At 33.3% G+C, this 12544-nt stretch carries 11 protein-coding genes; 3 read left to right on the top strand and 8 right to left on the bottom strand.

What is annotated here, in order from left to right; genetic code table 11:
- Positions 1-3 precede the first annotated feature (3 nt).
- Entirely contained in the window at positions 4-1035 is a 1032-nt protein-coding gene (locus ACTQ54_RS05840) for an aldose epimerase family protein (RefSeq protein ID WP_441755204.1), read from the bottom strand.
- 192 nt (positions 1036-1227) lie between these two features.
- On the opposite strand from ACTQ54_RS05840, the gene ACTQ54_RS05835 reads away from it, so the two are divergent.
- Positions 1228-2136, top strand: a complete 909-nt coding sequence (locus ACTQ54_RS05835) for an ArsR/SmtB family transcription factor (RefSeq protein WP_441755203.1) — start codon at positions 1228-1230, stop codon at positions 2134-2136.
- Positions 2137-2368: 232 nt separating this feature from the next.
- On the opposite strand, the gene ACTQ54_RS05830 is transcribed toward ACTQ54_RS05835, so the two are convergent.
- From ACTQ54_RS05830 to ACTQ54_RS05820, 3 genes are all read right to left on the bottom strand, one after another.
- Entirely contained in the window at positions 2369-2752 is a 384-nt protein-coding gene (locus tag ACTQ54_RS05830) for a hypothetical protein (RefSeq protein WP_441755202.1), read from the bottom strand.
- Positions 2753-2870: 118 nt separating this feature from the next.
- On the bottom strand, positions 2871-4499 hold the full coding sequence (locus tag ACTQ54_RS05825; protein WP_441755201.1) for an LPXTG cell wall anchor domain-containing protein: 1629 nt from the start codon (positions 4497-4499) through the stop codon (positions 2871-2873).
- An 84-nt stretch (positions 4500-4583) separates the two neighbouring features.
- Positions 4584-5783 (bottom strand): CapA family protein, encoded by a 1200-nt coding sequence (locus ACTQ54_RS05820; RefSeq protein ID WP_441755200.1) that lies wholly within the window; start codon positions 5781-5783, stop codon positions 4584-4586.
- 317 nt (positions 5784-6100) lie between these two features.
- On the opposite strand from ACTQ54_RS05820, the gene ACTQ54_RS05815 reads away from it, so the two are divergent.
- Positions 6101-7264 carry an AraC family transcriptional regulator gene (locus ACTQ54_RS05815; protein WP_441755199.1) on the top strand — a complete coding sequence of 388 codons (1164 nt, stop codon included), beginning with the start codon at positions 6101-6103 and terminating at the stop codon, positions 7262-7264.
- A 64-nt stretch (positions 7265-7328) separates the two neighbouring features.
- Here ACTQ54_RS05815 and nrdH read toward each other — a convergent pair whose 3' ends face one another.
- The 4 genes from nrdH to ACTQ54_RS05795 form a co-directional block, all read right to left on the bottom strand.
- Positions 7329-7556: a glutaredoxin-like protein NrdH gene (gene nrdH, locus ACTQ54_RS05810; protein WP_441755198.1), complete on the bottom strand. Its 228-nt coding sequence runs from the start codon at positions 7554-7556 to the stop codon at positions 7329-7331.
- Positions 7557-7732: 176 nt separating this feature from the next.
- Positions 7733-8533, bottom strand: coding sequence for an ABC transporter ATP-binding protein (locus ACTQ54_RS05805; protein ID WP_441755197.1), 801 nt, complete (start codon positions 8531-8533; stop codon positions 7733-7735).
- On the bottom strand, positions 8533-9429 hold the full coding sequence (locus ACTQ54_RS05800; protein WP_441755196.1) for an ABC transporter permease: 897 nt from the start codon (positions 9427-9429) through the stop codon (positions 8533-8535). The genes ACTQ54_RS05805 and ACTQ54_RS05800 overlap by 1 nt, the downstream gene beginning before the upstream one ends.
- Before the next feature lie 2 nt (positions 9430-9431).
- Complete coding sequence (locus ACTQ54_RS05795) at positions 9432-10406, bottom strand: ABC transporter substrate binding protein (RefSeq protein ID WP_441755195.1); 975 nt, start codon at positions 10404-10406, stop codon at positions 9432-9434.
- Between the two features lie 412 nt (positions 10407-10818).
- Here ACTQ54_RS05795 and ACTQ54_RS05790 point away from each other — a divergent pair, with 412 nt between their 5' ends.
- The gene (locus tag ACTQ54_RS05790; RefSeq protein WP_441755194.1) at positions 10819-12528 is read left to right on the top strand and encodes an Rqc2 family fibronectin-binding protein; all 1710 of its coding nucleotides are present in this window, start codon (positions 10819-10821) and stop codon (positions 12526-12528) included.
- Positions 12529-12544: the final 16 nt, after the last annotated feature.

Here is a 12544-nt window from a genome sequence, read left to right as displayed (position 1 = left end):
CTATTAAATCTTTAGTTGATATTCAGTCCAGCTACTAAAAGTTTGCTGTGGTTCTAAAATAATATTATTAAAATCAGTATGATTAATGGCATCTGGCTCAATCTGGGTTTCTAAAGTGATACCACCATATTTTCTGATTGGATGTCCCCAAATATCGATGGCCTGGTCGGTTACTTGTGAGCTATAAACAACAATAACAGGACTAGAGGTTCGACACTCAATACTTATATCCTCTGTTGATAGGATCGCTTGTGGTTCTTTTCCATTTAAATAAAATGGATGATCAAAACCATCTTTGATAGCAACTTGCTCATGGTCACTTTGCAAAACATTTGAAAGCATTTGCCCTTGTCGTAAATCAAAAGGAGTCCCTTCAACATCTTCACGTGTCCCAACTGGCAATCCATCTTCTTTTACAGCTAAGAATTTATCGGCATTAATTTGTAAAGTATGATTTAAAATATTATCTTCATTATCGCCATTCAAGTTAAAGTAAACATGATTCGTGGGATTGAAAATCGTCTTTTTCTCTGTATTTGCAGTATATTCTATTCTCCAAATGTGATCTGTTGAATAACTATAACTAACAGCCATATCAATTGGACCTGCATAACCGTTATAGCCATCTGGCCAAGAGAAGGTAAAAGTTATATTGAATTGTTTATCTGTGTTTTCAATCTTATAATCCCATTTTTGTAAATCGACGGCTTTATCACCACCATGTAAATGATTATTTCCGTCATTGATATCCAATTCGAATAGCTGATTATCGATTGTAAATTTACCTAAGTTAATCCGCCCCGCAATCGGAGCAATCATAGCCCCGTAATAGTAACCCTTGCCGAAAACTGCATGTTCAACATTATCATAACCTAAAATAATACTTTTTTGTTCTCCCTTACTGTTTGGTACTAGCCAACGATTAATACGTGCTCCAAAGTTAGAAAAAGAAATGGTGACCCCATCATGTTCGACAAAAATTTCATCATATTGAACGCCTTCATATCTACCAAATGATTCAATCGTATATTTCATGCTTAACCCCTCTTTTATTGTTGTATAATTTCGTAAACCTTTACAACTATAATTATAGCCTTGATTTATTGCTTTACAACATAGAAAAGCACTAGTTGGGAAATATCTCATCTATTTGTTTACCCTTTGGTTAATAAATGATATCTTTAATATAATTAAATATCTTTTTCAAGACCGAGGGGGTTAATAAACATGCAAATAGAACTAAACAAAGAAAACTTACCTATTTTAAAAGCTCTTACAAGCGAGACACGTATTAATATCATTGAATTTCTACAAGATGAACCTAGCAATATTACAACCATTGCAAATAAACTAAAGTTGTCGCCTGCCATTGTAACAAGACATATTCAACAACTAGAAAAAGCAAATATAGTATCAACTTATGTAAATCCCAACAGTAAAGGTCAACAAAAGTTTTGCAAATTAAAAATTGATCAACTTCAAATCAATTTTCCGGCTAAAATTCATAAACCTTATAAAAGACATGAAATTGATATCCGCATGGGTGACTTTTCAAACTATCAAGTTCGTCCGACCTGTGGTTTAGCAAGTGAATACGATTTTATCGGCCGCAAAGATGATCCAAAACATTTCATGAACCCGAACAAACACGAAGCCCAGCTCTTGTGGTTTGCTGAAGGCTTCGTTGAATACAACTTCTTGAACCCTATTGATGAAGGAGCTAAAGTTCATTTAGTTGAAATTAGTTTCGAAATGGCTTCTGAATTTCCTGAAAATAATTTCATATGGCCATCCGATGTAAGTTTTAGTTTAAATCAAGTAAATATCGGTCAATGGACCATTCCGGGTAATTTCGCTGATGTTCGAGGAAAATTGAATCCTAGCTGGTGGCCAAGTGAATATAGTCAGTACGGCCTTCTTAAAACACTGAGAATTACGCCTAATGAAACGCAAATTGACGGTGAACACATCTCTCACTATCGTCTAGCAAATCTCGACTTTGATTCTACTTTTTTTACCTTGAGGCTTTCTGTACTGCCAAACAGTAAGAATGTGGGTGGATTAACACTATTTGGAGAACACTTTGGGAACTACCAACAAAATATTCGTGTGATATTTTACTATAGTGATAATTAAATAACCGAACATTTTTAGGATGAGTTTTTAATTCTTCATCATAAAAATGTTCGGCTTTATTTTGTGTAGACTTTATTTAGTTAGCTCACCCGAAGTTAAATCATAAAAATATTCGTCGACGAGTACTCCCTTACTTACCGAGCCTTTAAGAATCTTGATGCAGATAAATCCTTCATTTTCAGAATCATCTAAAACAAAATAATAATTTGAATCCAGTTCAATATTCGTATGATTAGTTAAATGATTTAAAAAGTCGATTTAAAATCGTCCCAATTGATAAGTCATGGACATAACTTTCCAATTGATCATAGGTGATTGTGATGCCTTGTGTTTCATTATTAACTACCATTTGTTCTATTGGAGCAGATGGTTTATTTTCGGTTAAAACCACAACATCTGTTTGTTGTTTATTAGATACATCCGTATCTACCTGTTCAAAAATTTGTACTTTTTCAATTGATTGAACATTCAATGAAGTTTTCGTACATCCAACTTGAATAAACGATAAGAATATCAGTAATAAACGCCTACTTATTATTTGAGTATCGCGATTCCAATAAAAAAACCTCATAAACGTTTGTGCTTGAAATAAACGTTTAGAATTCTCTACTTCCATTTTGACACTCTCATTTCTTTTTATAAATTATTTACATTATACAGCATGTCATGATGTAAATTCAAATCAACTTTCATTTTGATGCTGATAGAAAGCAATTGGAAACGTTTATAAATTTTTAATCCAATTCAATATCTTCTAGCTTTTCTTTCTGCTTACGCTTTATGATGATATTTATTAAAAGGAGTAACATTCCCACTAGTAAGAGTCCAATAGCAAGATATGTTAGTCCTTGTTTTTCTCCGGTTGATGGTAGAGTTATCGGTTGATTTTTTAAATTCGATTGTGTTTCATCAGCATTTTCCGATCTGGGGTAAGAAGAAATATCTCCTGGCTTCGGCAGTGATTTTTGTGAAAATGATTCTTGATTTGAGCGATTAATACGACTTTGTATATCATCTAAATTATTGGTCAAATGTGAGGATGAAGATTCGATGGACTCAGGGCTGTTGGAAATAATCGATTCATTCGTAATTAATGTTTGATATTGTGGACTTTGTTGACTAAAAGGTAAATAAGGCTCATTCAAGTCCATTTCGCTGTATTCATACAAATACCCACTCTCCAAATAAGGCGCTGGTGACCAACTTTGCGTATTATCATTAAATAAAATCAACTTAATTTGGTATCTTTGATGTAAGGTTTTGATTTTATCAATCGCTTCTTCATTAATCCAAGCATGCTCATTTAAATAATTGGCTAAATTTGTTTTTAACTGTTCAATGGCCTCTTCATTTATCTGATACCAGTATCTTAATTGTTCTTCTTTAATGTTTAAAAGTGTCTGATAGTTTGATAGATATGCATTAAAATCACCAGAAACTAAGAAATGTTCAAAAGCTTGTCCTGCAACGACTTCTATTTCCTTTAAACTCAATTCACGTTTAAATCGATATTCTTTTAAACCATTTTCATCTAAATAAATCGACATTTTTGATTCGTCATTATTTTCTGAATGTGTTTGCTGATAAAGTTGATTGTATATTCGGAAAATATCACTGAAGGCAACTTTTCTATATGCTACAGGAACAATTGTTTGCATGATTTGATCCACTTGCAACAGAACCTCATCCAACGATTGCGATTGACTATTGAACCAACTATCTTCACTGGCTAATTTGCTAACGGAATAAGGAAATAACAAGCATTGATTCAGTTGGGATTCATTAACTTTATCTTGATCTAATTGATTGACATATAGTTCATAGTTGTAATTAAGTTGATTGTAGTATGTTTCTAAGTCTGTTCTCTCAACAATTGCTTGATTAATTAAACTTTCAATTTGAACGATATAATCTAACCATTCGATAACGACTTCATGTTCTTGAATGATTACCGTTTGCTCATCGACACTTAGGGCTAAAAAGGCTTCATCATGTTGGTATTCTGCATAAATTAACTCAATCACGTAATCTAATTGTGCATTAGCATAGGTTAGTGAATGTTCTTCCCCATAATACCAATCATTAATTTGTTGATTTAGCGCTTCATAATTTGAATTAACGATTTCAAGTTCTTGACTAATTGATTCAAGGTGATTGACAATTTCGATTGATTCTAACGACTGTGTATCACTTAGACTGGCTTGTTGACGAATTAATTGAATACAACTCTCACTTTCAATGTCTTCAGTGTAAATATATTGTGAGATCATAAAAGCTTCTGCTGCACCAACTTTGAAAATATTATGTGCGAAAGAGAAAATAACCAATGCGACGAGGAATGTATAAGAATTTTTTTTGTGCATATGACACCTCCTATACATATATACGTAAAAAAAACCCTAATCCATTATTTTAGATTAGAGTTTTGAAAAAATTTGTTATTTGGACTAATCGAGGTAAGAAACGACCTCAACTTTGTTCGAATAGTACCGCATTCTTTGGCTAATTTCATTGAATAATGCTTCTCCATCGGGGATTCCATATTCTTCCCAGTCTGCTAGAGGTACTACTAAATAGCCTCCTTCTGACGGAGTACCGAAATTATAGGTCGGCATAAAGCGAATAGCAGAGATTTTAGTTTCTTCGCCCTGCTTACTTAATTCAAATTCTAGTATGCCTCCTAATTTTTCTTCAATTTGAATTTGACCTGATAAAAAGTTTCCTAAAGAATATACACCTGCTTGCTGATCATTATATGAAATCGCTGGTTGTAATGCATGTGGATGGGTTGCGATGATTAAATTTGCACCCGCATCTCGAATCAGCGAACTTAATTCAAGTTGATTGTAATTTGGCAAGGTTTGGCCTTCTTCTCCGTAATGAAGCATCACGACAGAAAAATCTACTTTTTCATTGATATATTCAACTTCTAATGGGATTAACTCTTCGTCAATTAACGACAATAAATACTGTTCATCTTCAGGAATATAGTTGCCATTGGCATGATCGGCATAAGCTAAAAAACCAATGGATATCCCATTCTTCTCGATAATTCGTAAATCATTATAATCATTCCAGTCAGCATAGGAACCAACATAAGCTAATCCTTTTTCTTGTAAATTAGTAATCGACCGGTGTGCACCAGATGCACCAAAGTCCATCGTGTGATTGGTTGCGTTTGAAACCAAGTCAACCCCAACTTCTTGTAAACTGTCGATTAACTGACTTGGTGCATTAAAAATTGGATAGGAAGACAAACCGTACTCCTCACCTGCCACTAACACTTCCAAATTAGCGGTAGTAATATCAGCATTTTCTAAATAACTTCTAACCGGTTCAAACATTGATGTAAAATCAAATCCGTCAGCTGTTCTAGCATCATTGTAGACAAAATCATGGATTAAAATATCTCCGATGGAACGAATAGTAACAGTTTCGGTCTTCGTCATGGATATTTGATTGGGTGTGCTGGTGCTTGATTCCTCAGTTTCAATTTCCTGACTTTCATTCACTGTTATCGATGTTGATTCTTCTACAGTATTTTGATTGGTGGTGCCACAGGCTGCAATAAACATAATGACAAAAATGAGAGGAATTAATTTAATGATGTGATGAAATGTTTTGTTTAATGGTTTTATTATAACCACTCCTTTAGTTAAGAAATTATTGAATGGGATTCAATTATTAAGTAAGTATTTTATATTAAATCGTTAATATTATAGCATATTATTATAGTTATCATATAGTTTTCTTAAACAACTGTAAGCTAATTGTTATAAATATCATTTGTTTTAATATAAAGAAATACTGATTTGGATAAATTATTAATGTTTGTACAAATTAGTGATGTTTAATAACAAATAAAGAGCATTCTTATTTATAAATATTATGGTGAACGATTTCTAATTAGGTTATAATAGTATTAATTGTTTAGTTGCTTAATTTGTATACGAAAGGAGATATTATGTACAATCAATCAACGATTAATACTCAATCAGCTTATTTTGCCTTAATAACTGAGAACCCAATCTTAGACGAAAAGCCTCAAGATGCTTTAGTAGACATCCGCTCCAATTATACAGATACTTTATTTTTATTTAAACAAGCCGTTACTGTTTCAGCAAAAGAAGGACTTTCAATTATCGCATTAACAGATGATTTATCGCAACCAAGTCAATTGCATCGTTTTCTTTTAGAAGGATCGATTGAAATACCATCTAAAGTCTACTTTAATGTAATAGCTTTAACGAATAGTAGTCAAATTTACTTAGAATCAGCTAAAAATGATGAACCTAAATTACTAGCATCACCCAAACGTATTTCTATTGCTTTACCAAAACCTGTCCTGAATATCGAACAGATTTTCAGCATGAACTATTTTTCTAACCTTACACAACTAAATAATTCTGTTAAGAGCCATCCATATTTTGAACTAATCATTGTAGATTGTGGGCAATTAAGTATTCAGTTAGATGAGAAAAAGTTAACTTTAGATCGACAAGATAGCCTCTTGATTTATCCAAATCAAAAAGTACAAAATACAACAACTACTGATCAAGATATTGCTTACTTATCGCTGATTTTTGATTTAAGCACGATGCCAATTCAAATTCAAAATAAAATATTTTCGTTAAAAAATCAATTACCCTATGTCTCAAATCAAATAAAGTTTTTAATGAATGCTAAAGAAAGCCCTTATGGAATAGATTATATTTATCAAATTTTGCATTCTGTTCTCCTATACATGCTTGCTGGTCCAATAGAAATTGAAACACAAACAAATACATCCATGCGAGAAAATTATGAAAGTGACATTTTAGAATCAATGATTAGCTTTATTAAGGAAAACGTTGAAAAACCAATTCAAATTAGTGATTTAGTCGAGGAATTTTCATTATCACGCTCATCCATTCAAAAGTATTTTAGAAAATACACCAATGAAACGCCAAAAGAACACATCAATACGATAAAACTTGAATATAGTAAAGAACTTATCCGAAACTCGCAAATGAATTTAACTGAAATCTCTAAAGCTGTTGGCTATGGTTCGAGCCAATATTTTTCTCGTGTATTTAGTGAAAAATACGGTTTAAGTCCATCTAGTTATGCAAAATCAATTGTAAAATAGCAAAAACAGCGTAAGAATCTCATTTGTTGTCAAGAGATTCTTACGCTATTTTATTTTGAAATGATTATGCTAATTTTTCTAATAAATCAGGTCGAAATCCAAAGAATGGCTCTTCTCCTTCAATTTCGATGACAGGTAATGACTGGAAGCCTAATTCTTTTACATGGTTTAAAGCCTCTTCGTTTTCATATACATCATAAGTTGTATATTCAATGTCTTTTGAATCTAAAAATTTCTTGGTAAAATTACATTGCATACAGTTTGGTTTTGAATAAACGATAATATTTTTCATTTGATAACCACCTTTGAATTCATTGATGTATACATCATAAACTAAACTAAAACAAAAAACAACTATATATTGTGTGTTGAAGTTATTTTATACACAATATATAGTCGTTATTTGTTTGAAATAGCAAACGCTACTCTATATGTCTGATATTTATTATAGATGATTAATTTTTTATATCAAGGATTGTTTTTATTACTTTCTATATCAACTAAATCTACTAAGTATTGGTATAAGTCCGTGGTAGATGTGGATTTGATTTGTTCATTACTGTATATTTTAACGATTTTTCCTTGATGCATCACAACGATTCGATCACAATATTCTAGTGCATCTTGTAGTTGATGGGTTATCATGATGGTTGTTAATTTGTATTCTTGAATTAATTGCGATGTCATATCCATGACGTCTTTAGCCGTTCGCGGATCTAAAGATGCTGTATATTCATCCAATAGTAAAAGTTTTGGCTGTAATAAGGTTGCCATTACCAATGAAACAGCTTGTCTTTGACCACCTGAGAGATTTTCAATGGGAACATCTAAACGGTTCTCTAAATCTAATTTAAAAGGTTTTAATTTTTCTATGAGTCCTTGACGATTATTTGCCGTTAAGGAACGTCCCATTAAGCGTTTTTCACCCCGTTTGTTGGCTAACATAAGATTTTCAAATACGGTCATCCTTGGAGCTGTTCCCATGTTTGGATCTTGAAAAACACGTCCAATTTGACGGGCTAAAGATTGAGTGGACATGCTGTAAATCGATTGGCCTTCTATTTCGATATCGCCTAAATCAACGGGAATTTGACCCGTTAAGCAATTAAATAAGGTTGATTTTCCGGCACCATTTGTTCCTATAATACCAATAACTTCTTGGGGAAAAATAGATAAATTTAAATCTTGTAGACCAACTACTTGCTCACCGGTTTGACGGATAAATTGTTTATAAACATTTGTTAATTGAATTTGAGGTTTTACATTCATTAATGTGTACCCCCTTTTTTCTGATTAGCAAATTGAATGGTTAATTTTCTTTTGATCGTTGGGAATGATAAGAATACAGCCATAACTAAAGCTGATATCAATCTGAAATCCGTAGGGTGAAGACCAAGTTGTAAAACAAATACGATAATGATTTGATACACGATTGATCCAATGACAATTGACATTAAACGAGCTGCTAAGGATAAGTCTTTAAAAAATACCTCGCCTATGACGATCGATGACATGGCTATAACAACAATACCATTTCCCATGGTAACATCTGCAAAACCGTTGTTTTGAGCAATGAATGCTCCACAAAAACCAATTAAACCATTCGCAATCATTAAAGCCAATATTTTCATAGCGGATGTATTAATACCAATTGATTTAGCCATTATTTCATTGTCACCTGTTGCTACCATGGCTTGGCCTAAATCCGTTTTGAAAAAGAAAGCGAGTAAGCTAATACAAATTAGAACAATGATAAGGCCAATAACTAACACTCTAATGTTAGCTGAATTAATCCATGGCTCAATCATGGAGAAAATAGTATCAAAACCACGTAAATTAATATTAGGTCGCTGCATAACCCTTAGATTAATGGAATACAGACCGGTTAAAGTTATAATACTAGCTAACAAAGAAGGAATTTCAAAGTAGGTCATCAGTAGTCCCGTAATAAAACCTGCTAACATCCCTCCAACAATCGAGAGTAAGGTCGCTAAAATGGGATTCATTCCTTGGCTGATTAAGCTAACAGCAACAGCTGCCCCCAAGGTAAAGGAGGCTTCTGTTGTTAAATCAGCAAAACGCAAAATTCTAAAGGTAATATATAAGCCTAAAGCCATAATACTATATAAGATGCCTTCAAATATTGCACTGTAATATAATTGCATGTTTATTCCTCGCTTATATCTTCTAACTCACCTAAAGCTTTACTATCAACAGTTAAGTTTAGTTGCTCTAACAAATCTGATCGGTAAATACTTTTTAAATCTGTCACATAAGCAACAGGTGTCTCACTAATACTTTGCCCATTCGCAATTGTTACAGCTTGCTCAGCTGCTAGTATCCCGACTTGTTTTTGTTCAATGGATACACCTGCAAACGCACCTTGTTCAATCATTTCGTAAACGGATGTGATTACAGGAACCTGGTATTTATCAGTGATATTTAGTAAGGTTCCAAAAGAACTGGCAACTGTATTATCGGAACCAATATAAATAACGTCGACTTTAGGTACAAGGTTTTCTGCCACTAATTGCATGTCTAAACTGGCACTAATTCCTTCAACGATAAATTCAAGCCCTCGTTCTTCAGCCAATTTTTTGGCAGCTTCGACATCGGCTAATGAATTATCTTCACTTGTCGTATAAATCATTCCAACCGATTTTGCTTCAGGGAATAATTTAACTAATAAATCAAATTGCGCTTCAATGGGTGCTAAATCACTCGCACCGGTGATATTTGCCTCAGGATTTTCCATGTTTTCCACTAAGCCTGCAGCAAATGGATCTGTTACACCTACCATAATTATTGGGATTTCCGACGTTAGATGCTGAAAGGATTGGGCAACCGGGGTTGTTACCGCAAAAATGATGTCAGGATTATTATTAACTACCCCTTCTGCAATTTGGTTCAGCAAGTTGATGTCACCTTGGGCGTTATTAAAATCGACGGTCAAATTATCCCCTTCTACATAGCCTTGGTCTTCCAAACCTTCATAAATTCCTGAAACTATTTGGTCTAATGATGGATGACTGACTAATTGAACAATGGCGACATTTAAAGGCGCTTCTGCTTTTGCTATTGTGTGTGAAAACGATAAAACGACGGCTAAGGCCGTGAATAGATATTTTAGTATTTTTTTCATAATTATTTTTCCTCTCTTAAATAAATACACCCATTCTATGTTATTTATTTAAACGCAAAAAAACCACATAGAATGTAATTTCAACATACATCTATATGGTAAACTGGATGATTCGCCATATAGATACAGAACAGTCTAAACTGGGCTGTATCCATGGAATTATGTCCAAGTCTACAACCTATCTATACCAGCTTTGCCAGCGTACTAAATTGAATGCGAAATTAAACATAATATATAGCTCCTCTCTTTTATTATTTCAATCATAACGATAGTTTTTCAAAATGTCAATGAATATCTCATTTTATTTTAATATAGAAAAAGTTATTTTAGTTATCGCTTGTCCTAAATCTTTCAATTATCCCATTGATACGATACAATATTAAGTGAAAATTTATTTGAAAGGAGGGTTACGATGACTTTAGATGGTTTTTTTATTCAAGCTTTAGTGAAAGAACTTAGAGATGATTTATTAAATGGACGAATTTCAAAAATTTATCAACCATTTGAACAAGAAATACATTTTGTGATCCGTGCCAATCGTAAAAATTTACGGTTAGCTTCTTCAATTCATCCTACTTACTACCATATCAATGTAACCCAAGAACGTACACTCAATCCTGAACTTGCACCGATGTTCTCCAGACTTTTACGCAAACATTTGGAAGGTGCGTTTATTCAAAATATAGAACAAGTTGAAAATGACCGTATCATTGATTTTGATTTAAGTGGTCGTGATGAGTTGGGAGATGTTCAACAATATCAATTAACATTTGAGTTAATGGGACGCCATAGTAATATTATATTAATTAATCCACAGACGAATAAAATTATTGATTGCATTAAGCACATCCCATCCAGCCAAAATAGTTTTCGTACTTTATTGCCTGGTGCGGATTACCATCGTCCTCCTAGAAATGATCAACAGATTAATCCTTTTGCTTTATCAAACGAAGAATTACGAAAATGGGTTTCAACTCATGAAGAAGAAATTTCTAACCGCAAAAACCAGCAGTGGATTCAAGGCCTAGGTAAAACGGCCAGTCAGGCAATTATTTATTTGATGAAGGAAAAAAAATATTCTGCCTTTGATGCTTTAATGTATTTGATGAATGGGATTAAAAATCCAACGCCCATGATGTTTGAATCCAATGATCAGTTAGGATTTTATGCTATTGACCTGCCTCAAATCGAGGGAAGCCGAAAAGAATTTGATTCCTTATCTGAATTGGTGGACCAATTTTACGAACAAAGAATCCGATTAGATCGCATTAAAAACTTAAGCGGGAATATTATTCAACAACTAGAAAATATCATTGAAAAAAATGAAAAGAAACTTGTTAAACTCCAAGAAGATTATGAAGTCGCCCAGAATGCCGATTTGTATCGGATTAAAGGTGAATTATTAAGTGCGTATTCTTACCAAATAAATAAAGGTGAAACGACCGTTCGATTGGATAATTATTATGCAGACAATGAACCTTTAGAAGTTGAATTAGATCCTAATTTAACCGCTATTGAAAATAGCCAACAATATTTTAAAAAGTATGCGAAGTACCGCGATGCCTTAAAATTTATTGATCAACAAAAAGAGTTAACCTTGGAGGAAAATCAGTATTTGGATTCTGTCTTAGTGCAGTTGAACCAAGCCGATTTAGAAGATGTAGAAGATATTAAAAACGAATTACAAAAACAGGGTTATCAATCCCAGCGAAAAAATAACTCTAAAAAACGGACCAAAACGCAATCCAAACCACGTCGCTTTAAATCAAGCGATGGTGTCATGATTTATGTCGGTCGAAATAACCAACAAAATGATGAATTAAGTTTGAAAAAAGCTTCTAAAAATCATTGGTGGCTCCATACCAAAGATATCCCAGGCGCCCATGTGATCATTGAATCAGATAATCCCTCAGAAGAAACTTTCACCCAAGCAGCAGAAATCGCCGCCTATTATTCGAAGTTTCAATATTCAGCCAATGTACCAGTGGATACTGTCCAAGTCAAAGCCCTGCATAAACCTAATGGTGCCAAACCTGGATTCGTCATCTACGAAGGCCAGCGGACATTGTATGTAACACCGAAAGAAGAAACCATTCAAGCTTTGGCTGTGAAGGATAAGTAAGTGATTGGGAGATGGC

This window comes from Fundicoccus sp. Sow4_H7, from assembly GCF_052115865.1.
Lineage (GTDB): Bacteria > Bacillota > Bacilli > Lactobacillales > Aerococcaceae > Fundicoccus_A.
Note: the sequence above shows the minus strand (reverse complement) of the source record. Positions and strands in the feature narration are given on the sequence as shown.